At 61.1% G+C, this 21,698-nt stretch carries 18 protein-coding genes; 11 read left to right on the top strand and 7 right to left on the bottom strand.

Translation table 11 applies throughout. The features are described from left to right. Positions 1-16: 16 nt before the first annotated feature. From dksA to NTD89_RS06665, 4 genes are read left to right on the top strand one after another with little or no spacing between them, the layout of a single operon-like run. Positions 17-421: an RNA polymerase-binding protein DksA gene (gene dksA / locus NTD89_RS06680; protein ID WP_262206794.1), complete on the top strand. Its 405-nt coding sequence runs from the start codon at positions 17-19 to the stop codon at positions 419-421. A 27-nt stretch (positions 422-448) separates the two neighbouring features. Then, entirely contained in the window at positions 449-1,654 is a 1,206-nt protein-coding gene (zigA, locus tag NTD89_RS06675; RefSeq protein WP_262206793.1) for a zinc metallochaperone GTPase ZigA, read from the top strand. Then, the gene (locus NTD89_RS06670; RefSeq protein ID WP_262206792.1) at positions 1,654-2,298 is read left to right on the top strand and encodes a DUF1826 domain-containing protein; all 645 of its coding nucleotides are present in this window, start codon (positions 1,654-1,656) and stop codon (positions 2,296-2,298) included. Before zigA ends, NTD89_RS06670 begins: the two co-directional genes overlap by 1 nt. 44 nt (positions 2,299-2,342) lie before the next feature. Beyond that, positions 2,343-3,305, top strand: a complete 963-nt coding sequence (locus tag NTD89_RS06665) for a CobW family GTP-binding protein (protein ID WP_262206791.1) — start codon at positions 2,343-2,345, stop codon at positions 3,303-3,305. Here the strand turns inward: NTD89_RS06665 and NTD89_RS06660 are convergent. Continuing rightward, on the bottom strand, positions 3,299-3,694 hold the full coding sequence (locus NTD89_RS06660; protein WP_145158305.1) for a DUF3301 domain-containing protein: 396 nt from the start codon (positions 3,692-3,694) through the stop codon (positions 3,299-3,301). The two genes, NTD89_RS06665 and NTD89_RS06660, sit on opposite strands and share 7 nt — an antisense overlap. Before the next feature lie 117 nt (positions 3,695-3,811). On the opposite strand from NTD89_RS06660, the gene pdxY reads away from it, so the two are divergent. Then, on the top strand, positions 3,812-4,684 hold the full coding sequence (gene pdxY, locus NTD89_RS06655; protein ID WP_106575928.1) for a pyridoxal kinase PdxY: 873 nt from the start codon (positions 3,812-3,814) through the stop codon (positions 4,682-4,684). Positions 4,685-4,813: 129 nt separating this feature from the next. Here the strand turns inward: pdxY and NTD89_RS06650 are convergent, their stop codons facing one another. Further along, positions 4,814-5,299, bottom strand: a complete 486-nt coding sequence (locus NTD89_RS06650; RefSeq protein WP_076013223.1) for an acyl-CoA thioesterase — start codon at positions 5,297-5,299, stop codon at positions 4,814-4,816. 292 nt (positions 5,300-5,591) lie between these two features. Here NTD89_RS06650 and NTD89_RS06645 point away from each other — a divergent pair, with 292 nt between their 5' ends. Beyond that, positions 5,592-7,355, top strand: a complete 1,764-nt coding sequence (locus NTD89_RS06645) for a cation:proton antiporter (protein ID WP_177016739.1) — start codon at positions 5,592-5,594, stop codon at positions 7,353-7,355. A gap of 162 nt (positions 7,356-7,517) precedes the next feature. Here NTD89_RS06645 and NTD89_RS06640 read toward each other — a convergent pair whose 3' ends face one another. The 3 genes from NTD89_RS06640 to uvrD form a co-directional block, all read right to left on the bottom strand. Continuing rightward, positions 7,518-7,925 carry an SMI1/KNR4 family protein gene (locus NTD89_RS06640; protein WP_017135771.1) on the bottom strand — a complete coding sequence of 136 codons (408 nt, stop codon included), beginning with the start codon at positions 7,923-7,925 and terminating at the stop codon, positions 7,518-7,520. Positions 7,926-8,060: 135 nt separating this feature from the next. Then, positions 8,061-8,930: a Tim44 domain-containing protein gene (locus tag NTD89_RS06635; RefSeq protein ID WP_242201229.1), complete on the bottom strand. Its 870-nt coding sequence runs from the start codon at positions 8,928-8,930 to the stop codon at positions 8,061-8,063. Between the two features lie 225 nt (positions 8,931-9,155). Further along, complete coding sequence (gene uvrD / locus NTD89_RS06630; protein ID WP_242201227.1) at positions 9,156-11,339, bottom strand: DNA helicase II; 2,184 nt, start codon at positions 11,337-11,339, stop codon at positions 9,156-9,158. A 279-nt stretch (positions 11,340-11,618) separates the two neighbouring features. Here uvrD and NTD89_RS06625 point away from each other — a divergent pair, with 279 nt between their 5' ends. The 3 genes from NTD89_RS06625 (at position 11,619) to NTD89_RS06615 (ending at position 15,938) form a co-directional block, all read left to right on the top strand. Then, positions 11,619-14,492, top strand: a complete 2,874-nt coding sequence (locus tag NTD89_RS06625) for a GGDEF domain-containing phosphodiesterase (RefSeq protein ID WP_242201224.1) — start codon at positions 11,619-11,621, stop codon at positions 14,490-14,492. A 162-nt stretch (positions 14,493-14,654) separates the two neighbouring features. Then, a complete protein-coding gene (gene hexR, locus NTD89_RS06620; RefSeq protein WP_010168370.1) occupies positions 14,655-15,521 on the top strand; it encodes a transcriptional regulator HexR in 867 nt (288 codons plus the stop codon). Between the two features lie 222 nt (positions 15,522-15,743). After that, positions 15,744-15,938, top strand: coding sequence for a PA3496 family putative envelope integrity protein (locus tag NTD89_RS06615; RefSeq protein ID WP_145158291.1), 195 nt, complete (start codon positions 15,744-15,746; stop codon positions 15,936-15,938). Here the strand turns inward: NTD89_RS06615 and NTD89_RS06610 are convergent. Further along, positions 15,868-16,842 carry a LysR family transcriptional regulator gene (locus NTD89_RS06610; protein WP_145158288.1) on the bottom strand — a complete coding sequence of 325 codons (975 nt, stop codon included), beginning with the start codon at positions 16,840-16,842 and terminating at the stop codon, positions 15,868-15,870. The two genes, NTD89_RS06615 and NTD89_RS06610, sit on opposite strands and share 71 nt — an antisense overlap. Before the next feature lie 195 nt (positions 16,843-17,037). Here NTD89_RS06610 and NTD89_RS06605 point away from each other — a divergent pair, with 195 nt between their 5' ends. Next, positions 17,038-18,453, top strand: coding sequence for an acetyl-CoA carboxylase biotin carboxylase subunit (locus tag NTD89_RS06605; protein ID WP_003213442.1), 1,416 nt, complete (start codon positions 17,038-17,040; stop codon positions 18,451-18,453). A gap of 11 nt (positions 18,454-18,464) precedes the next feature. Continuing rightward, complete coding sequence (gene oadA, locus NTD89_RS06600; RefSeq protein ID WP_262206790.1) at positions 18,465-20,273, top strand: sodium-extruding oxaloacetate decarboxylase subunit alpha; 1,809 nt, start codon at positions 18,465-18,467, stop codon at positions 20,271-20,273. A 79-nt stretch (positions 20,274-20,352) separates the two neighbouring features. On the opposite strand, the gene NTD89_RS06595 is transcribed toward oadA, so the two are convergent. Further along, the gene (locus NTD89_RS06595; RefSeq protein ID WP_262206789.1) at positions 20,353-21,666 is read right to left on the bottom strand and encodes an autotransporter domain-containing protein; all 1,314 of its coding nucleotides are present in this window, start codon (positions 21,664-21,666) and stop codon (positions 20,353-20,355) included. Positions 21,667-21,698: the final 32 nt, after the last annotated feature.

The following is a 21,698-nucleotide window of genomic DNA, read 5'->3' as shown; positions in this document are numbered from 1 at the left end:
CCGTGAACTGCTTTCCATGACTGAACAAGACCTCCTTGCCCAATCGCCCAACGATTACATGAATGAAGCCCAGCAAGGCTTCTTCCGCGAGCTGCTGCTGGGCCAGCGTTTTGAACTGCAAGCGCGCATCGAAGCCGAGTTCCTGGTGCTGCGCGAGCAGGAAACCAACAGCGACCCCGCCGATCTGGGCAGCGCCGAGGAACAGCGCCAATGGCAACTGCGCCTGCTGGAGCGCGAAAAAAAGCTGCTGGACAAGATCGACGACGCGCTTGAACTGCTGGCCCGTGGCGAATACGGCTGGTGCCGTGAAACCGGCGACCCCATTGGCCTGAAACGCCTGCTGCTGCGCCCCACAGCGACCCTGAGTATCGAAGCCAAAGAACGTGAAGAGCTGCGCGAACGCCATCAACGGGCGATTTGACCGGCCAACCCTGATGAGGAACACCTGATGCCCAATCGTCTCCCCGTTACCGTGTTGTCCGGCTTTCTCGGCGCCGGCAAAAGCACGCTGCTCAACTACGTCCTGCGCAATCGCGACAATTTGCGGGTGGCGGTGATCGTCAACGACATGAGCGAAATCAACATCGACGGCAGCGAGGTGCAGCGCGACGTCACCCTCAACCGCTCCGAAGAAAAACTGGTGGAGATGAGCAACGGCTGCATCTGCTGCACCTTGCGTGAAGACTTGCTGGAAGAAGTCGGAAAACTCGCCAAGGAAGGCCGGTTCGATTACCTGTTGATCGAATCCACCGGCATTTCCGAGCCGTTACCCGTGGCCGAGACCTTCACCTTCCGCGACGAAAACGAGCAAAGCCTGGCCGATATCGCGCGCCTGGACACCATGGTCACCGTGGTCGACGGCATGAACTTCCTGCTCGACTACCAGGCCGCCGAAAGCCTGGCCTCACGCGGTGAGACCCTGGGAGAGGAGGACGAACGCTCAATCACTGACCTGCTGATTGAGCAGATCGAATTTGCTGACGTAATCCTGATCAGCAAGATCGACCTGATCAGCAGCCGTGAGCGCGAGGAACTGATGGCGATTCTCGAACGCCTCAACGCTCAGGCCGAAATTATCCCGATGGTCATGGGCGAAGTGCCGCTGAACAAAATCCTCAACACCGGCCGCTTCGACTTCGAGCGCGCCGCCCAGGCGCCGGGCTGGTTACAGGAACTGCGCGGTGAACATGTGCCGGAAACCGAAGAATACGGCATCGCCTCCACGGCTTATCGCGCGCGCCGGCCGTTTCATCCTCAGCGTTTTTTCGACTTTATCGACCGCCCGTGGGTGAACGGCAAACTGCTGCGCTCCAAGGGCTTTTTCTGGCTGGCCAGCAAGCATCAAGATGCAGGCAGTTGGTCCCAGGCTGGCGGGCTGATGCGCCATGGTTTTGCTGGGCGCTGGTGGCGTTTTGTGCCGAAAAGCCAATGGCCGCAGGATCAAGAAAGTGTGGCGGCGATCATGGCCAACTGGCAGCTGAGTACCGGTGATTGCCGCCAGGAATTGGTGTTCATCGGGCAAAACATCGACTTCAACCACATGCGTACCGAACTGGACGCCTGCTTGCTCACCGATGAAGAAATGGCCGTTGGCGTTGAAGGTTGGTGCCTGCTGGCTGACCCCTTTGGCCCCTGGTTCGAGCAGGTCGCCTGATGCTGACCCCGGTTATCCCATTGCGCCCCGTGATCCGCCAAACGCGCGGTGAAACCCCGCTGGCGCTGGCTGACATTCTGGAAGACGGGGTGAACCTGGCGGTTTGGCAGCGTCAACTGCCGCTGCATATCGCCGAATTCGGTGCCCTGCTGGTGGCGCTCAATGAGCCGCTGGCCGATTCCAGGGTAATTGAGCTCAACAACGAAGACGCTGTACCGAACTTGCAGGGTTTGGCATCCAGTTGCCGCGACCTTGAAGGCTACGAAGGCTTTATTGCCGATGTGTCCTGGTTGGTCAGCGCGTTTGCCTGTTTGCTGGGCGCCAAGCGCATTGGCGTGCGCTTGCGGCTGCTGGACAAGGCCATGTGCCCGCGTTTTCACGTTGACCACGTGCCGGTGCGACTGATCACCACCTACGCCGGCATTGGCAGCCAGTGGCTGCGCGAAGGCGTTATGGACCGCCGCAAACTGGCCCAGTCGGACGCGCAACCCACCGAGCGCATCGAGCAAATCCTTTGTGGCGAAGTGGCCATGCTCAAGGGCACTCAATGGCATGGCAACGAAGCTCACGGCTTGATTCATCGCTCGCCTGCACTCAAGGCTGATGAGCGACGGTTGATCCTGACGCTGGATTGGCTCGCATAACCGGGTAGGATCAAGCTCTCTACACGGTCTGAATGATGCCACTGATGCTGCAGAACATTCCCACCCACGTGATTGCCGGGCCGTTGGGCGCCGGCAAGACTAGCCTGATCAAACACCTGCTGGCCCAACGCCCGGCCAACGAGCGCTGGGCCGTGTTGATCAACGAGTTCGGGCAGATCGGTCTGGACGCTGCCTTGCTCACTCAGGATGACGACGGCATTGCTTTGGGCGAGGTGGCAGGTGGCTGCCTGTGTTGTGTGAATGGTGCACCGTTCCAGGTAGGCCTGGGCCGCCTGCTGCGTAAGGCCAAGCCTGATCGGCTGTTTATCGAGCCCTCGGGCCTGGGCCACCCGGCGCAGTTGCTCAGGCAACTGCGGCAGGCGCCGTGGCAGGACGTGCTGGCGGTTCAGCCGTGCGTACTGGTGCTGGATGCCCAGGCGCTGGCGGCGGGTAAACCCTTGCCTGATGCGCAACGCGAGACGCTGGCCAGTGCCGGGCTGTTGGTGTTGAACAAGGATGAGACGCTGGATGCCGCGCAGCGCCAGGCCATTGAACAGCAATTACCCGACTGCCCGCTTTACTGGACGCGCCAGGCGCACGTGCCGCTCGACCTGTTGCCCGGCTTGGACGCGCGAGGCCGCACTGCTGTGGATAACGTCGAAGTGCCCAAAGGCTTAGCGCAGATGCCAGCCATCTGGACCGATCCGACGCTGCCAATCTGCCTCAGCCAGGCTCAAGAGGGCGGCTGGAGCATCGGCTGGCGTTGGCACCCTAGTCAGCAATTCGACACCGTGCGCCTGAACCGCTGGCTGACAAATCTGGTGTGGCGCCGCGCCAAACTGGTTATCCACAGCCCTGAAGGTTGGCTCAGTGCCAACGCTGTGGATAACGGCGCACTTCTCTGGCAACCGAGCGAATGGCGCCGTGACTCACGTATTGAATTGATCTTCAGTCAGCCACTGGACGTGGCTGCATTGCAGGACGCCTTGGCCGCCTGCCGTCAGTGACGGTTCTTGCTGGCGTGGTCCTGGCGCCATTGGCTCAGCTCGATCACTTCAGCGCTGGGCAGCGGCGTTTTGATCTCGAACGGGTAGGGCGCCAGTTCGATCTGCGCGCTGTGAGCACCAAACTGAGTGATCGTCCCGGGATGGCGTGCTTCGCCGGTCACGGTGAACTCAAAATTGTAGATGCGCGCCAGACGTCGCCGACCCTTGGCGTCCCTCACAAAACCGATGCGTTTCAACGCCACCGCGCCATCGAGCAGCTCGATATCGAGCTTGGCGCAATGCTGCTTGACCCGCTCCAGCGCCCGCTCGCGCAGGCCGTGGTTGTGCCAGACCCAGGCGGCGCCGGTCGCCAGCAGCATCAACACAAAGATGTTTCCCAGGGTCAGCATGCGATGAACTCCAACAAAGTGAGAGCAGCTTAACTGTGTCTCTGGTCTGTCGTATAGGCCGTGTTTAGTCGCATACTGCGCGGCCAGAATTTCAATGGCTTTACGGAAATCTCCCGCATGAAACGCACACCTCATCTGCTTGCGATCCAGTCTCATGTGGTTTTTGGCCACGCCGGAAACAGCGCCGCCGTGTTCCCCATGCAGCGGGTCGGGGTGAATGTCTGGCCGCTCAACACGGTGCAGTTCTCCAATCACACTCAGTATGGTCAGTGGGCGGGCGAAGTGTTGGCGCCGCAGCAGATTCCGGCGCTGGTGGAAGGGATTGCCGCAATCGGCGAGTTGGGTAACTGCGATGCAGTGCTGTCCGGCTACCTCGGCAGCGCAGCCCAAGGCCGTGCGATTTTGACCGGCGTGGCGCGCATCAAGGCCATCAACCCCAAGGCCTTGTACTTGTGCGACCCGGTGATGGGCCACCCGGAAAAGGGTTGCATCGTGCCCCAGGAAGTCAGCGATTTCCTGTTGGACGAAGCGGCAGCGATGGCGGATTTCCTTTGCCCCAACCAACTGGAGCTGGACAGCTTTGCCGGGCGCAAGCCGCAATCGCTGTTCGATTGCCTGGGCATGGCCAAGGCGCTGCTGGCGCGCGGGCCCAAAGCCGTGCTGGTCAAGCACCTGGATTATCCGGGCAAGCTGCCGGACGGTTTTGAGATGCTGTTGGTGACTGCCGATGGCAGCTGGCACTTGCGTCGGCCACTGCTGGCGTTCCCGCGTCAGCCGGTGGGCGTGGGCGACCTGACGTCGGGGCTGTTCCTGGCGCGGGTGCTGCTGGGTGACAGCCTGCTGGCAGCCTTCGAATTCACCGCCGCCGCGGTGCATGAAGTGCTGCTGGAAACCCAGGCCTGCGCCAGTTACGAGCTGGAACTGGTCCGCGCCCAGGACCGCATCGCCCATCCGCGCGTGCGCTTCGAAGCCACACCGATCGGTCTGTAACCCCACAAAACCCAATGTGGGAGCGGGCTTGCCCGCGATAGCGGTGGATCAGCCAGTACATGCGCTACTGACAGATCGCTATCGCGGGCAAGCCGCTCCCACATTTTGATCTGGTTTACAGCTCGGGTCTTACGGCCCGTCTGCCTTGATTTCCTGATAGCGCTTTTCCAGCTCCTGGCGAATCTGCCGGCGCTGCTGCGCCTGTACGAACCGGCGCTTGTCTTCGCTGTTGTGCGGCTGCAGTGGCGGCACGGCGGCGGGTTTGCGCTGGTCGTCTACGGCCACCATGGTGAAGAAGCAGCTATTGGTATGGCGCACCGAGCGCTCGCGGATGTTCTCGGTCACCACCTTGATGCCCACTTCCATCGACGTATTGCCGGTGTAGTTGACCGAGGCGAGGAAGGTCACCAGCTCACCGACATGGATCGGTTCGCGAAAAATCACCTGGTCCACCGACAAGGTCACTACATAGCGACCGGCATAACGGCTCGCACAGGCGTAGGCCACTTCGTCGAGGTACTTGAGCAGGGTGCCGCCGTGAACATTGCCTGAGAAGTTGGCCATGTCAGGGGTCATCAGTACCGTCATCGACAGCTGGGCGTTTCCGGGTTCCATAGCACACTCACGGGTTGTAGGCATCGGTTGGGGTGGCACCTCTGCGGGTGCTGAAATCTTTGCAGCGCCATCCCTAACGGGACGCCGGTGGGCGGCTTGCCGTCACGCCTGCACCGATCTGTTTCCATATATTGCACCGGCTTTCTGCCGGAAGTCGCGGTGTTAACCTTCAAAAGCCCGTCTCAGGGCATTTCTTACGATTAAGGCCGACTTTTCCTTCCGCTTATTGCGACCGTTCATAGGCGCCGGTGGAAGTGGGAAAAGCGCCAGTACCTTCAAGGAGCCCCTCGCCATGCACGCCATCAGCTTTATCCAGGACTTGGCCGTGATCATGCTGGTGGCAGGGGTTGTCACCATCCTGTTTCACCGCCTCAAGCAACCGGTGGTGTTGGGGTATATCGTCGCCGGGTTCATCATCGGCCCTCACACCCCGCCGTTCGGCCTGATCCACGACGAAGACACCATCAAGACTCTCGCCGAGCTGGGGGTGATTTTCCTGATGTTTTGCCTGGGCCTGGAGTTCAGCCTGCGCAAACTGTTCAAGGTCGGGGCCACGGCGTTTATCGCCGCATTCCTCGAAATCATCCTGATGATCTGGATCGGCTACGAAATTGGCCGCTGGTTCGATTGGAATACCATGGACTCGCTGTTCCTCGGCGCGATCCTGGCGATCTCCTCAACCACCATCATCGTCAAGGCGCTCAACGACCTGAAGATGAAAAACCAGCGCTTTGCCCAGCTGATTTTCGGCGTGCTGATCGTAGAAGACATCCTCGGTATCGGCATCATCGCTTTGCTGTCGAGCATCGCCGTCAGCGGCACGGTCAGCTCCGGCGAGGTGTTTTCCACCGTCGGCAAACTCTCGCTGTTCATGATCGTCGCGCTGGTCATCGGCATTCTACTGGTGCCGCGCCTGCTGGCCTATGTGGCCAAGTTCGAGAGTAACGAGATGCTGCTGATCACTGTGCTCGGCCTGTGTTTCGGCTTCTGCCTGCTGGTGGTGAAGCTCGAATACAGCATGGTGCTGGGCGCGTTCCTGATCGGCGCAATTATGGCCGAGTCCCGTCAGTTGATTAAGATCGAACGCCTGATCGAGCCGGTTCGCGACATGTTCAGCGCGATCTTCTTTGTCGCGATTGGCTTGATGATCGACCCACAGATCCTGCTGCAATACGCCTGGCCCATCGCGGTCATCACCGTGGCGGTGGTGCTGGGCAAAATGTTGTCCTGCGGCCTGGGGGCGTTTATCGCTGGCAACGACGGCCGCACCTCACTGCGCGTAGGCATGGGGCTGTCACAGATTGGAGAGTTTTCCTTCATCATCGCCGCATTGGGGATGACCTTGCAGGTGACCAGCGACTTCCTCTACCCGGTGGCCGTGGCGGTGTCGGCGATCACCACGCTGCTCACGCCGTACCTGATTCGCGGCGCCGACCCGTTGTCGTTGAAGATTGCGGCGGTGATGCCCAAGCGCATGAGCCGGGTGTTCGGTATGTATGGCGAATGGTTGCGCAGCATCCAGCCTCAGGGCGAGGGCGCAATGCTGGCGTCGATGATTCGCAAGATCATCCTGCAAGTGGGGGTAAACCTGGCGTTGGTGGTGGCGATCTTTTTTGCCGGCAGCTTTTTTGCGGCGCGCATCGGTGGGTATCTGGAGGGCTGGATAAGTGACCCAAGCTGGCAGAAGGCGTTGATCTGGGGCGGGGCGTTGCTGTTGTCGCTGCCGTTTTTGATTGCGGCGTATCGCAAGCTCAAGGCGCTGTCGATGTTGCTGGCAGAGATGAGCGTCAAGCCGGAAATGGCCGGAAGGCATACCCAGCGCGTACGACGAGTGATCGCCGAACTGATCCCCATCCTGTCGCTGCTGGTGATTTTCCTGCTGCTGGCAGCCTTGTCGGCCAGTATCTTGCCAACCAACAAGTTGCTGGTGCTGATCGCCGTGGTGGCGGCAGCGGTGGCGGCGGTGCTCTGGCGGTGGTTCATCCGCGTGCATACGCGGATGCAGGTTGCCTTGCTGGAGACCCTGGATAACCACAAGGACACGCCGGAGCACTAAGCCGAGTGGCGCATTCTTGTGGCGAGCGAGCTTGCTCGCGTTGGGCTGCGCAGCAGCCCTAAAACCGCCACATCGCAACATCTGAAAGAACGCGTCGCCCTGGTTGGGGCCGCTTCGCAGCCCAGCGCGAGCAAGCTCCTTTGCCACAAAAGCTTTGCGGAATCAGCTTTCCAGCCAGACGTCCCGCGCCCAGTGCCACACCGATTCCCAGGTTTCTTCGGTAACCAGTTCTTCTTCGCCGGACCACAGCACCACGGTGCCGTCTTCTTCGACGCAGTAGTAGTCGTCACCGTCCTGGCAGATCGGGATCATGCTGCGGTCAACACCGGCATCCCAGGCGTTGGCGGCCACGTCCGGCAGGTAGGTGTGGGACTGCGGGTCGGTAACCGTCACCGGCTCCAGGCTGCCATACACCACGTCGCTGACGGTGAGCAGGAATTCGCGGAAGACAAACGGGATGTCGATGAACAGTTGTTCTTCGATTTCCACAATTTGGTCTTCGTCAGGCAGTTCCAGAGGAACCGGGACCGGTTCGTTGGCTTCACGCAATTGTTCGATGATTTCTTCCACGGCCGGGATCCTCTTGCTAGTTGGCGCGGTTAATAGGGCGTTTTATACAGTAGCTCGCTATAAGTGCAACCGCGAAATAGAAAACCCCGGAACATGTCCGGGGTTTTTATTGCCAAGTGCTCAAGCGTGCGGTTATCAGCCGTTCTGGCGGATACCGGCGACCAGCCAAGGCTGGTTGTCGCCCTGGGCGCGTTCCATGTTCCAGCTTTCGCTGAACACTTCGCCCTGGTCGAAACGCGAGGTCTTCGACACGCCGCTGAAGGTCAGGGTGGCGATGGTCTTGTCGGCGCGATCATCCACACCTTCCAGTTGTACGCGCAGATCGTCGATGTAGGTCGACTGGAAACCGTCGCCCAGGTCGGCACGTTCGCGCTTGAGGAACTCCAGCAGTTGCGGGGTCACGAACTCGGAGATCTTGTCCATTTCGTTGGCGTCCCAGTGCTGTTGCAGGGACTGGAAGTGGCTGCGGGCCGCTTCGACGAAACGCTCTTCGTTGAACCAGGCCGGTGCATTGATTACCGGACGGGCGGCAGCAGGTGCACCCGAACCACCAAAGATCGAACCCATGGCTGGTTTTTGCTCGAATACTTCACGCTGCATCGGCGCGCCGGCTGGAGCCATGTGCTCCTGCTGCTTGCGGCGACGGGCGGCGATGAAGCGGAAGATCAGGAAGGCGATGACCGCCATGATCAGGATGTCGAAGATCTGCATGCCCTGGAAGCCGCCGCCCATGAACATGGACGCAAGCAGGCCACCGGCGGCGATACCGGCCAGAGGGCCTAACCAGCGCGAAGCACCGCCGGCCTTGGCAGCCGCGCCAGCGGCACCGGCTGCACCTGCAGTTGCCGCAGCACCGCCGGCACCGGCGGAAGGAGCCATTTGGCTGGTCTGGTGAGTCGGTGCCGAGCCCATGCTTTTGCCGCCACCGAAGCGCTTGGCGTTGGCGTCGAGGCTCATCGTCAGGCCGATGCACAACGCCATGGCGATGCTAAGAAAACGTTTCATAAAGGGAATTCCCATTTGTGGATTGCACGCGCGCCATGTTGCACAGGTGTCGTGACAGTGGCTAGCGGCATAATGTTTCGGGCTTTTACGTAAGACCAATTCCGAAGGGTCTGTAGGACTAGTTACAGATATTGGCCCGAGCGGGCGAAAAACAAGGGAGGGGCACGATTCTTCACATTGCAGGCGCCCGGCTAGCCGGGCGCCTGACAGTGAGCATGCAGTGTCTCAGATCGCTTCGAGCTTGGCGTAACCCATCATCAGCCACTTGCTGCCTTCGGCGAAATTCACCTGCACCCGCGCCTGGGCACCCGCGCCTTCGAAGTTGAGGATCACGCCTTCGCCGAACACCGAATGCCTGACCTGCTGACCAAGGCTGAACTGGGTTTCCGGAATCTCGGAGCCGGCAAACAGGGTGCTGGAATTTTGCTGCTGGCCGCCGCCGAACGGGCGGCTGACGCTGTTGGACAGGCGCACTTCCTGGATCAGTCCCTTCGGCACTTCACGTACGAAGCGCGACACCTTGTTGTAGGTCTCGCTGCCGTACAGGCGTCGGGTTTCGGCGTAGGTCATCACCAGGTTCTGCATGGCACGGGTGATACCCACGTAAGCCAGGCGGCGTTCTTCCTCAAGGCGGCCGGGCTCTTCCAGGCTCATCTTGTGCGGGAACAGGCCTTCTTCCATGCCCACCAGGAACACATACGGGAATTCCAGTCCCTTGGCGCTGTGCAAGGTCATCAGCTGGATGCTGTCTTCATGCTCATCGGCCTGGGTATCACCGGCTTCCAGCGACGCATGCCCGAGGAAGGCAGCAAGCGGCGTCAGCTCTTCATCGTCATCGGTGTTTTCGAACGCGCGGGCGGCGCTGACCAGTTCTTCAAGGTTTTCTACCCGCGCCTGGCCCTTCTCGCCTTTTTCCGCTTCGTGATAGGCGATCAGGCCCGATTGCTCAATCACGGTCTGGGTCATCAAATGCAGCGGCATTTCCGCGCATTTGGCGGCCAGGTTCTCGATCAGCTCAACGAACACACCCAAGGCACCGGCAGCGCGGCCGGTCAGGCCTTTATTGGCGATCAGCAAGCGCATGGCTTCCCACATCGACACATCGGCGTGGCGCGCGTGGTCGCGGATGGCCTCGACGGTTTTCTCACCGATGCCACGCGCCGGAACATTGATCACCCGCTCCAGCGCCGCATCGTTGCCACGGCCTTCCAGCAAGCGCAGGTACGCCATGGCGTTCTTGATTTCCGCACGCTCGAAGAAGCGTTGGCCGCCATAGATGCGGTACGGAATACGTTCGCGCAGCAGGGCTTCTTCCAATACCCGCGATTGGGCGTTGGAGCGGTACAAGATGGCGATATCGTTACGCGCCAGCCCGGTTTTCAGCGCGCTTTCGATGGTTTCCACCACATAACGCGCTTCATCGTGCTCGTTGAACGCGGCGTACAGGTTGATCGCTTCGCCTTCGCCGCCGTCGGTCCACAGCTCTTTGCCCATGCGCCCGGTGTTATTGGCGATCAGTGCGTTGGCAGCCTTGAGGATGCCGGCCGTGGAGCGGTAATTCTGCTCCAGACGGATAGTGATCGCGTCCGGAAAGTCGTCGGAATACTGGTAGATGTTCTCGATTTTCGCGCCACGCCAGCCGTAGATCGACTGGTCGTCATCGCCCACCACCATCAGGCTGTCGCCACCTTTGGCCAGCAAGCGCAACCAGGCGTACTGCACGGCGTTGGTATCCTGGAACTCGTCCACCAGGATATGCCGGAAGCGCTTCTGGTAATGCGCCAGCAAGCCTGGGTTGTCGCGCCACAGGTCGAGGGCGCGCAGCAGCAGCTCGGAGAAGTCGATCACGCCGGCACGCACGCAGGCGGCCTCGTAGGCTTCATAAATGCTGCGCATGGTGGCCAGGAACAAATCGCCGCTGGCCTGAATATGTTGCGGGCGCAGGCCTTCGTCTTTCTGGCCGTTGATAAACCATTGCGCCTGACGCGCGGGCCAGCGCTGTTCGTCCAGGCCCAGCTCGCGGATCACGCGCTTGACCAGGCGCTGCTGGTCATCGCTGTCGAGGATCTGGAAGGTCTGGCTCAGCCCCGCTTCCTGCCAATGCGCCCGCAACAAGCGGTGCGCCAGGCCGTGGAAGGTGCCCACCCACATGCCGGCCGGGCTGATACCCATCAACTGCTCGATGCGGTGGCGCATCTCGGCAGCCGCCTTGTTGGTGAAGGTCACCGACAGGATGGAATGCGGGGACGCGTTTTCAACCTGGATCAACCAGGCGATACGGTGCACCAGCACTCGGGTTTTACCGGAGCCAGCACCGGCCAGGACCAACTGACGGCCAACGGGGGCTGCTACGGCCTGGCGTTGGGCATCGTTGAGGGAGTTCAGCAAAAGGGAGAGATCATCGCGCATCGGCGCATTCTAGGGTGCCCGGGGGAGTGGGGCAAATCCCAATGCCGGGTGGTCACTCGAAAACGTCGGGCGTGTTTGGAGCCGGACAAACATTCTGGCGGGGCTGATGACCGGTCGGTCATAGGCCACAGCCCGCGCAGCACCTCGCTCAAGCTGTCTGGCTCCGAGTTTTGCGGCGGATTATCGTGCGGTTTTTATGACTTGGAGCAGTTTGGCCCAAGCGTTTGCTTGTGTATGCTCCGTGCACGTTTCGGGCTCACCATTATAAGAACACTGCCTATGACTCTCAGTCCTGACCTGTTCGGCCCCTCGGCGGCGCCTGCGCAGATCATTCGTAAACGTTACGCAACCGAGATGGCGGTCGAACGCACTCGCCTGCTGTACCAGGGCTCATTGCTGCCGACTTTATTGATGTTGGTGAACGGCCTGGTCTGCGCCTGGTTGCTGTGGAACCCCAAGCAATATCTGTTGGACAGCGTGTGGCTGGTTTGGCTGCTCGCCCTGGTGGCCTTGCGCGTTATCCAAGTGGCCGCGTTTGATTCGGCCATGCCCAGCCGCCAGGCCCAACCGATCTGGCGGCGCATGTTCATGCTCGGCTCGGCGGTCAGTGGCCTGACGTTAGCCACCGCTGCCATCGCGCTGGTGCCGGCGGACAGCTTCATGCAGCAGGCCTGGGTGTTCGGCCTGATCGGCGCGGCAACGCTGTCGGCCAGCGTCGCCTACGCGGTGAGCCTGCCAGCGTTCCTGTCCTTTGCCGTGCCGTGTCTGGTGCCGGCCATCCTCTATCTGTTTTGGAACGGCACGGCGCAGCAGCAAGGTTGGGGCGTGCTTGGCCTGATCCTGCTGGGTTCTTTGAGCCTGGTGGCGTGGCAGGTCAACCGCCTGATCCAGCGTGGCCTGCTGCGACGCTTTCAGAACCAGGCGCTGATCGAGCATTTACAGCAGGCGCAGCAGCGCAGCGAGCAGTTGAATCAGGAGCTGGTGCGCGAAGTCGAGCAGCGCCGCCAGGTTGAACAGGACCTGCGCGAGGCCCAGATCGGTCTGCAAGACCGCGTGGCGCAACGCAACCAGGAACTGGACGCCGCCAGCCTGGCCCTGAACAAAAGTGAAGCGCGCCTGGCCATGGCGCTGCAGGCCAGCGAACTGGGGCTGTGGGACTGGAACCTGCAAACCGACGAAGTCCATCACACTCAGCTCAAAGAGTTGTTCGGCCTGGAACCTGAATACGTCACGGCAATGCTCAGCCACCTCAAGCCGCGCCTGCACCCCGACGACTTGCCGCTGCTCAAGCGCGCACTGGTGGAGCATCTCAAAGGCCGTACCGAGGACTATCAGGTTGAATACCGCGTGCGCCACGGCGACGGTCACTGGGTCTGGATCGAAGACCGCGGCCGCGCCGTGGAGCGCTCGCCCAGTGGGCGGGTAACGCGCATGCTTGGCACCCGCCGCGACATCAGCGCCGGCAAGGCCCTGGAAGAACAGCAGCGGCTGGCCTCGACCGTGTTCGAGGCGGCCAGCGAAGGCATCGTGATTCTTGACCCGAACTATGCGCTGATCGCCGTCAACCAGGCTTTCAGCCGTGTCACCGGCTTTGAAATCGACGACATGCTCGGCCGCAACGTCGTGGAACTGCCCAGCAGCCGCGACGCCCGTCGTCACTTTCCGGTGATTCGCCAGGCCCTGCTCAGCCACGGTACCTGGCAGGGCGAGCTGGTCGAAACACGCAAGAATGGCGAACTGTATCCCCAATGGCTGCAACTGAACGTGGTGCGCGATGTTCGCGGAAATGTCAGCCACATTGTGGGCTTCTTCGCCGATCTGTCGGCGCGGCGTGAGTCTGAGGAGCGCATGCGCTACCTCACGCACTATGACGAGTTGACGGGCCTGGCCAACCGTTCGCTGTTCCGCGAGCGACTGCGCGAAGCCCATGCGCGTGTGCGTCAGGGCGGGCGTAGCCTGGCGTTGCTGCATATCAACCTGGACCGCTTCAAGTTGCTGAACGACAGCCTGGGCCATGAAGTCGCCGACCAGCTGTTACAGAAAATGGCGCGTCGCCTGATCAACGCGTTGCCCGAGGCTGACACCATTGCGCGTCTGTCCGGCGATGAGTTCGCCGTGCTGTTCGACGCCTACGGCAACCTGTCGAGCCTGGCGCGAGTGGCCACGCGGCTGCTGGCAAAGCTGCGGGTGCCAGTGACGGTAGACGGGCATGAGCTGGTGGTCAGCGCCTCAATGGGTGTCAGCCTGCTGCCGGACAATGCGCGGGAAATTTCCGCGTTGGTCAGTCAGTCGAACATGGCCATGCAACATGCCAAGCACTTGGGCGGCAATAACTTCCAGTTCTACACCGACAGCCTGCAAGCCAGCACGCTTGAGCGTTTGCAGCTGGAGAACCACTTGCGCAAGGCCATCGACGAACGCCAGCTCACGGTGTTCTATCAGCCGAAACTGTGCCTGGCCACGGGCAAACTGAACGCCGCCGAGGCGCTGATTCGCTGGGAGCATCCGCAGTGGGGCATGGTGCCGCCGGGGGACTTTATTGGCCTGGCCGAAGAAACAGGCCTGATCGTGCCGCTGGGCGAATTTGTCTTGCGCCAAGCCTGTTGGCAGGCGTGTGAATGGCAGCGCCAGGGGTTGGCGCCGATTCGGGTGTCGGTGAACCTTTCCGTGCACCAGTTGCGCCAGGGCAAGTTGGTCAGCCTGGTGCGCCAGGTGCTCGAAGAAACCGGCCTTGACCCGCAATACCTCGAATTGGAGCTGACCGAGAGCCAGTTGCTCGACAGCGTCGAGCACATCATTGCCACCTTCCAGCAACTGCGCGACCTGGGCGTGAAGCTGGCCATTGACGACTTTGGCACCGGCTACTCGTCCCTCAGCTACCTCAAGCGTATTCCCGTGGATTACGTGAAGATCGATCAGACGTTCATTCGCGGCCTGGGCCAGGGCCGCGAAGACGCCGCGATTACGCGTGCAATCATCGCCATGGCCCATGGGCTGGCGCTCAAGGTGGTGGCCGAAGGCGTGGAAGATCAGCAGCAGTTGGATTTCCTGCGAGGGGAGCGCTGCGACGAGGTGCAGGGCTATCTGATCAGTCGGCCGGTGGAGGCCGAGGGGCTGGCAGATTTGTTACGCAAAAATGCAGACTTTCCTTAAAGACGGCCAGCCCGCCTGTGTGGCTACACGGCGGCTGCCCGCTGATTCAAAGGGCATCAGGGCGATTTAGTGATGCATCGGACGGGCAAAACGGCAATTCTTGTAGTATAACTACAAGCTTGCTACATCCCTGGCGCCTGCCAATAACAAGAGTCCTGCCCTTTGAACCTGTTGCAACATATCGCCCAGTCGCGCCACCTGTTACGCAAATCGGAACTCAAGGTTGCCGATCACGTGCTGCTTGACCCTGCGGCCGTGATGCACAGTTCCATGGCCGACCTGGCCCACAGCGTGGGCATCAGTGAGCCGACCATCGTGCGTTTTTGCCGCGCCATCGGTTGCTCCGGGTTTCAGGACTTGAAACTCAAGCTGGCCCAGAGTCTGGCGGCGGGTGCGAGCTTTGGGCAATTTGCGATTCACGAAGACGATTCCGTCGCCGACTACAGCCTGAAAATCTTCGACACCACCTTGCACACCCTGATGGAAGTGCGAGAAAAGCTCGACCCGGTGGAGTTGCAGAAGGCCGTGACCGCAATGTCCCAGGCCCAGCGCGTCGAATTTTACGGCTTCGGTGCGTCGGGCGCCGTTGCTGCGGACGCCCAGCACAAATTCTTCCGCCTGCTACTCACAGCAGCGGCTTACAGCGATCCGCACATGCAGGCGATGTCGGCGGTCACGCTGAAGCCGACGGATGTGGCGATCTGCATCTCCCAGTCCGGTCGCTCCAAAGACTTGCTGATCACCGCCAACCTGGTGCGTGAAAGCGGCGCGACGCTGATCACGCTGTGCCCAAGCCAGACGCCATTGGCAGAGCTGTCGACGGTCAACCTGGCGATCGACGTGCACGAAGACACCGAAATCTACACCCCGCTGACCTCGCGCATCGCCCACCTGGTGGTGATCGACGTGCTGGCGATGGGCGTGGCCATGGCGCGCGGCCCGAGCCTGGTCAACCACCTCAAGAGCGTGAAGCGCAGCTTGCGCAGCCTGCGTCTCTCGCCAAAATCGGTCAAAGCCCTCGACGACTGATTCAGGATCGCACCCGGTCAAAATGTGGGAGCTGGCTTGCCTGCGATAGCGTCATCTCGGTTTAACTGAAAAACCCACGGTGGCTGCATCGCAGGCACGCCAGCTCCCACAGGGAATCTCCTTCAATTCCGGAATATTCATCGTCCTGTAACCCCCACGCCGCCAAACCGTCATCCGCCGCGCCCATCCTGAACTCCCCGTACTCGCATTGGGAGACTCAACATGGCCCGGCAATACGAAGACAGCAGCACCGTCAAAACCCGTCGTCAGCAAGAAGACCAGCGCCGCATGGCGTTTCGTCGCGCAATCGAAGACCGTTGCGAAGAGCGCCAATTGCTCCAGAGCATCACGGACTACCCTGAACTCCACTGGCAGGCACCCGCGGCTGCCCAGCGAAACGCTCAGCCAACGCGCTGATCTGCACCCGCTCGCTGCGGATAAAGCCCAGGAACGCATGGGCCACCGGTGACAGGCGCTTGGCCTTGGCCTGCACCAGGCACCAACTGCGGTACAGCGGCAGTTCTTCCACCGGCAGCTCCTTGAGCCCGCCGGTGGCCAGTTCCAAGTTGATCGCGTGGCGCGTCAGCAGCGCCACGCCCAACCCCGCGCTCACGCATTCACGCTGCGCCTCGGCCGAGGCCACTTCCACCGTTTGGGTGAAATGCACGCGCTTTTCCTTGAAGTACTCCTCGCAGGCCAATCGCGTGCCGGAACCCGGCTCGCGCACCAGCAGCGTGTAAGGTTCCAGGTCCTGCAGGCGCAGCGGGCCTTGAAGGCTCAAAGGGTGGTCGAGCGGCGCCACGGCGACAATCGGGTTGTTCAGAAACGGCAGAAATTCCAGGCCCATGTCCTGCGGCACCATGGACATGATCACCAGGTCATCACGGTTGTCTGAAAGCCTTCGAATCACTTGAGCGCGATTGACCACCGTCAGGTGCAACTGCACCTCGGGGTGCTGGCGCTTGAAGGCGGCAAACAGGTGCGGCACGAAGTATTTGGCACTGGATTCGATCGCCAGCTTCAGCTGGCCCTGCAGCGAGCCCTGCATGTCCGACAGCTGCATATCGAGGTTTTCCAGGCGCCCGAAAATATCCCGGCTGGCGCGTTGCAAGGCTTCGGCGGCCTCGGTCATGTAGAGCTTTTTGCCGACGTAATCGAACAACGGCTGGCCGATCAGCTCTTCCAGCTGACGAATTTGTAGGCTTACGGCCGGTTGTGTGAGGGACATTTCCTCGGCGGCACGGCTGTAGGAGCGCAAATCACAGACTTCGTTGAAAATCTGCAACTGGCGTAATGTCATACGCATCAATGACTTACGCATTATTTGAGTCCTCTCGCCCCAGGCCGTTCGGCCAACTATAAGTGTTTACTTATACACAACCCAATAATTATTGATTTTTGTTAATCCTCCGTTGCGCCTAGTGTGTGTCTCGCGACTGTCATGAAACATTTGGTCACGCGCCGACCCGGACTCAGCGGGTCGAAGACGCAGCAATCGGCTCAAGGGAATTTCCAAGTGATAAAAAAGATCCTGATCGCCAACCGTGGTGAGATTGCCGTACGAATCGTGCGTGCCTGCGCCGAGATGGGCATTCGCTCGGTCGCGGTGTACTCGGACGCCGACCGCCATGCGTTGCACGTCAAACGTGCCGACGAAGCCCACAGCATTGGTGCCGAGCCTCTGGCCGGCTACCTGAACCCGCGCAAGCTGGTGAACCTGGCCGTGGAAACCGGTTGTGATGCGCTGCACCCCGGCTACGGTTTCCTGTCGGAAAACGCCGAACTGGCAGACATCTGCGCCGAACGCGGGATCAAATTCATCGGCCCGTCGGCCGAAGTGATTCGCCGCATGGGCGACAAGACCGAAGCGCGCCGCAGCATGATCAAGGCCGGCGTACCGGTGACGCCCGGCACCGAAGGCAACGTTGCCGACATCGCCGAAGCCCTCACCGAAGGTGACCGCATTGGTTACCCGGTGATGCTCAAGGCCACCTCCGGTGGCGGCGGGCGTGGTATCCGTCGCTGCAACAGCCGCGAAGAACTCGAACAAGCCTTCCCTCGCGTAATTTCCGAAGCCACCAAGGCCTTCGGTTCGGCGGAAGTGTTCCTGGAAAAATGCATCGTCAATCCCAAGCACATCGAAGCGCAGATCCTCGGTGACAGCTTTGGCAACGTGGTGCATCTGTTCGAGCGTGATTGCTCGATCCAGCGCCGCAACCAGAAGCTCATCGAAATCGCTCCAAGCCCGCAGCTGACCCCGGAACAGCGCGCCTACATCGGCGACCTGTCGGTGCGCGCAGCCAAGGCCGTGGGTTACGAGAACGCCGGCACCGTGGAGTTCCTGCTCGCCGAGGGCGAGGTGTACTTCATGGAGATGAACACCCGCGTGCAGGTGGAACACACCATCACCGAGGAAATCACCGGCATCGACATCGTGCGTGAGCAGATCCGCATCGCCTCGGGCCTGCCGCTGTCGGTAAAACAGGAAGACATCCAGCACCGTGGTTTCGCGTTGCAGTTCCGCATCAACGCCGAAGACCCGAAAAACAACTTCCTGCCCAGCTTCGGCAAGATCACCCGTTACTACGCGCCCGGCGGCCCCGGCGTGCGTACCGACACGGCGATCTACACCGGCTACACCATCCCGCCGTTCTACGACTCCATGTGCCTGAAGCTGGTGGTGTGGGCGTTGACCTGGGAAGAAGCCATGGACCGCGGCCTGCGTGCCCTGGACGACATGCGCCTGCAAGGCGTGAAGACCACCGCCGCCTACTACCAGGAAATCCTGCGCAACCCGGAATTCCGCAGCGGCCAGTTCAACACCAGTTTTGTGGAAAGCCATCCTGAGCTGACCAACTACTCGATCAAGCGCAAACCCGAAGAGCTGGCCCTGGCCATCGCCGCCGCCATCGCCGCCCACGCAGGCCTGTGAGGAATACAACAATGTCCAAGAAAATCTTTGTCACCGACACCATCCTGCGCGACGCCTACCAATCGTTGCTGGCGACCCGCATGCGCACCGACGACATGCTGCCGATCTGCGACAAGCTCGACAAAGTCGGCTACTGGTCGCTGGAAGTCTGGGGCGGCGCGACCTTCGACGCCTGTGTACGTTTCCTCAAAGAAGACCCGTGGGAGCGCCTGCGCAAACTGCGCGCCGCATTGCCCAACACGCGCCTGCAAATGCTGTTGCGCGGCCAGAACCTGCTGGGCTACCGCCACTACAGCGACGACGTGGTCAAAGCCTTCGTCGCCAAGGCGGCCGTGAATGGCATCGACGTGTTCCGCATCTTCGACGCCATGAACGACGTGCGTAACCTGCGCGTGGCCATCGAAGCGGTGAAAGCCGCCGGCAAACATGCCCAAGGCACCATCGCCTACACCACCAGCCCGGTGCACACCATTGACGCGTTTGTGGCCCAGGCCAAGCAAATGGAAGCCATGGGCTGCGACTCGGTCGCCATCAAAGACATGGCCGGCCTGCTGACGCCGTACGCCACGGGCGAGCTGGTCAAGGCGCTCAAAGCCGAGCAGAGCCTGCCGATCTTTATCCACTCTCACGACACGGCGGGTTTGGCCGCGATGTGCCAACTCAAGGCCATCGAAAACGGTGCCGACCACATCGACACCGCCATCTCCAGCTTCGCCTGGGGCACCAGCCACCCAGGCACCGAGTCGATGGTTGCCGCCCTCAAAGGCAGCGAATTCGACACCGGCCTCGACCTGGAGCTGCTGCAGGAAATCGGCCTGTATTTCTACGCCGTGCGTAAGAAATACCACCAGTTCGAAAGCGAATTCACCGCCGTCGACACCCGCGTGCAAGTCAACCAGGTGCCGGGCGGGATGATTTCCAACCTGGCCAACCAGTTGAAAGAGCAGGGCGCGCTGAACCGCATGAGCGAAGTGCTGGCCGAAATCCCGCGCGTGCGTGAAGACCTCGGTTTCCCGCCGCTGGTTACCCCGACCTCGCAGATCGTCGGCACCCAGGCGTTCTTCAACGTGCTGGCCGGCGAGCGCTACAAAACCATCACCAATGAAGTGAAGCTCTACCTGCAAGGCGGCTACGGCAAGGCGCCGGGCACGGTGAATGAAAAACTGCGCCGCCAGGCCATCGGCAGCGAAGAGGTGATCGACCACCGCCCGGCTGACTTGCTCAAGCCGGAAATGACCAAGCTGCGCGGCGAAATCGGCACGTTGGCCAAGTCCGAAGAAGACGTGCTGACCTACGCAATGTTCCCGGACATCGGGCGCAAGTTCCTTGAGGAGCGTGACGCCGGCACCTTGAGCCCGGAAGTGCTGTTGCCGATTCCTGAGGCCGGCGGCGTAGCGCGGGCCGGTGGCGAAGGCGTGCCGACCGAGTTCGTGATCGACGTGCACGGTGAAAGCTACCGCGTGGATATCACCGGGGTTGGCGTCAAGGCCGAAGGCAAGCGCCACTTCTACCTGTCCATCGACGGCATGCCCGAAGAAGTGGTGTTCGAACCGCTCAACGAGTTCGTCAGCAGCGGCGGCAGCAAGCGCAAGCACGCGACCGAGCCGGGCCATGTCAGCACGGCAATGCCGGGCAATATCGTCGACGTGCTGGTCAAGGAAGGCGACGTGGTCAAGGCCGGCCAAGCCGTGCTGATTACCGAAGCCATGAAGATGGAAACCGAAGTGCAGGCCGCGATTGCCGGCAAAGTTTCTGCCGTTCATGTGGCCAAGGGCGACCGGGTCAACCCTGGCGAAATCCTGATTGAAATCGAAGGCTGAGTAACAGCCTTCAAGACGACCGCTTAATCCTCGGGGGGGCAGGTGCCCCCCTTTTTTTTCGCCTGAAATAAAGCGTGGGTCAAAAGCCCATGGCCCATTGGCCCATCAACCCCTGATTGCGGCTGTTGCTGCCAACGTCAGCGGTGTAGGTCAGGCCCAACGTGTGCTGGGTCGACAGTGCAAGGTCGAGACCGGCGCGCAGGCCCAGGCTGTTGCGATCCAGGGCGGTGCCTCTGAGGGTGAAGCCGCTGTCGAAATCATCGCGTTTATCCCATGCCGAAGATTGGCGAACCGTGCTGCTGACGTCGCCATAGAGGTGCTGCCAGCGTGTACTCAAGTGGGGCGTGAGGCTCATCTGATTGCCCAGGGCATACAGGCTCGACAGGCGCAGGCCGAAAGTGCTGCCCAGGTTCTGTTGGGTTTGTTCGCCGACGTTCAGGGCCGTCACGCCACCTTTTTCCGTGAAGCTGTCGCGGTGATAGCGCTGCCAACCGAGACCGGCAAAGGGTTCGATGCTGATTGCGGCACCGCCCAGCTGATAGCCCAACTCGACGAATACGTTCTGGCTCTGAGCGCTGTACTTGCCCTTGAGTTGGTTGCGCAAGTTGAGGAAATCGACGTCGACGCTGCGTTTATTTCGCCCGTCGTGGTGGCTGTAAATCGCCCCCAGGCGCAGTGCCAGCGGGCCGTCCTGGCGCAGGGCATAGGCGCCCAGGTGCCAGCTTTCCAGTTCGGCCTTGAAACGTTTGGCGTCCAGGTTGCTGCCTGACTTGGCCCCCATGACGCCGACGCGCCAGGCGGGGTTCACCGACCAGTCGGCGCCGACCATCAAGCCTTGTGTGCGTTGCTGCAAACCGGCGCTGCCGCGATGGTCGTCGAGCTTGCCGCTGTTGCCCAGGCCGTTGAGCCACACCCGAGCGCCTTCGCGTGTCTGGCCGCTCAGCTCGCGGATCGCCGACAGCAGGTTGGCGTTCAGCTGTTTCAGGCTGTCTTGGGTGGCGGTGCCCAGGTTGGCATGCTGGCTGCCCGCCAATTGCTCAAGCACCGCGCCGACGTTGCCTGGCGCCAGGCTGCCCAGGTAACTGCCCAGGTGCTCAAGTGCATCCTGTTCCCGCTTGCCCAGCGCGCCAGACTCCAACAGTTGATCAATGGCGTAATCTAGCATGATCGCCGCCTGTTTACCGTTATGGGTGGTGGCATGCTCGACGAAGTAGAACTCATCGCCAGGCGCGGGAGGCGCGCGGTCGTGCACGGCGGGCAGGTCGCCCAGAGGGATCTCGTTAAGCCAGTCGCTGTCGTGCTCCAGGTTCCTCTGCGCCTGTGCAAACGGAGCAGCAGTGACCACCAGCATGAGGGTAAGGGCTATAGCGAACTGTTTTTGTGCGAGTGACATGTAAATCCAGCCTCATGGAATAAGAGGCCGGG

The sequence above is a fragment of the Pseudomonas sp. 14P_5.3_Bac1 genome (genome assembly GCF_025466135.1).
Taxonomy (GTDB): Bacteria; Pseudomonadota; Gammaproteobacteria; order Pseudomonadales; family Pseudomonadaceae; genus Aquipseudomonas.
This window is presented reverse-complemented; position numbering and strand designations above follow the sequence as displayed.

Bases quoted from the DNA above. Each gene is read 5' to 3' on its own strand.
- NTD89_RS06650 (WP_076013223.1), bottom strand. From the start codon at position 5,299: ATGGAACCCGGAAACGCCCAGCTGTCGATGACGGTACTGATGACCCCT.
- uvrD (WP_242201227.1), bottom strand. From the start codon at position 11,339: ATGCGCGATGATCTCTCCCTTTTGCTGAACTCCCTCAACGATGCCCAA.
- NTD89_RS06670 (WP_262206792.1), top strand. From the start codon at position 1,654: ATGCTGACCCCGGTTATCCCATTGCGCCCCGTGATCCGCCAAACGCGC.
- NTD89_RS06645 (WP_177016739.1), top strand. From the start codon at position 5,592: ATGCACGCCATCAGCTTTATCCAGGACTTGGCCGTGATCATGCTGGTG.
- zigA (WP_262206793.1), top strand. From the start codon at position 449: ATGCCCAATCGTCTCCCCGTTACCGTGTTGTCCGGCTTTCTCGGCGCC.
- dksA (WP_262206794.1), top strand. From the start codon at position 17: ATGACTGAACAAGACCTCCTTGCCCAATCGCCCAACGATTACATGAAT.
- NTD89_RS06660 (WP_145158305.1), bottom strand. From the start codon at position 3,694: ATGCTGACCCTGGGAAACATCTTTGTGTTGATGCTGCTGGCGACCGGC.
- NTD89_RS06595 (WP_262206789.1), bottom strand. From the start codon at position 21,666: ATGTCACTCGCACAAAAACAGTTCGCTATAGCCCTTACCCTCATGCTG.
- NTD89_RS06625 (WP_242201224.1), top strand. From the start codon at position 11,619: ATGACTCTCAGTCCTGACCTGTTCGGCCCCTCGGCGGCGCCTGCGCAG.
- NTD89_RS06635 (WP_242201229.1), bottom strand. From the start codon at position 8,930: ATGAAACGTTTTCTTAGCATCGCCATGGCGTTGTGCATCGGCCTGACG.
- NTD89_RS06665 (WP_262206791.1), top strand. From the start codon at position 2,343: ATGCTGCAGAACATTCCCACCCACGTGATTGCCGGGCCGTTGGGCGCC.
- NTD89_RS06615 (WP_145158291.1), top strand. From the start codon at position 15,744: ATGGCCCGGCAATACGAAGACAGCAGCACCGTCAAAACCCGTCGTCAG.
- NTD89_RS06610 (WP_145158288.1), bottom strand. From the start codon at position 16,842: ATGCGTAAGTCATTGATGCGTATGACATTACGCCAGTTGCAGATTTTC.
- oadA (WP_262206790.1), top strand. From the start codon at position 18,465: ATGTCCAAGAAAATCTTTGTCACCGACACCATCCTGCGCGACGCCTAC.
- pdxY (WP_106575928.1), top strand. From the start codon at position 3,812: ATGAAACGCACACCTCATCTGCTTGCGATCCAGTCTCATGTGGTTTTT.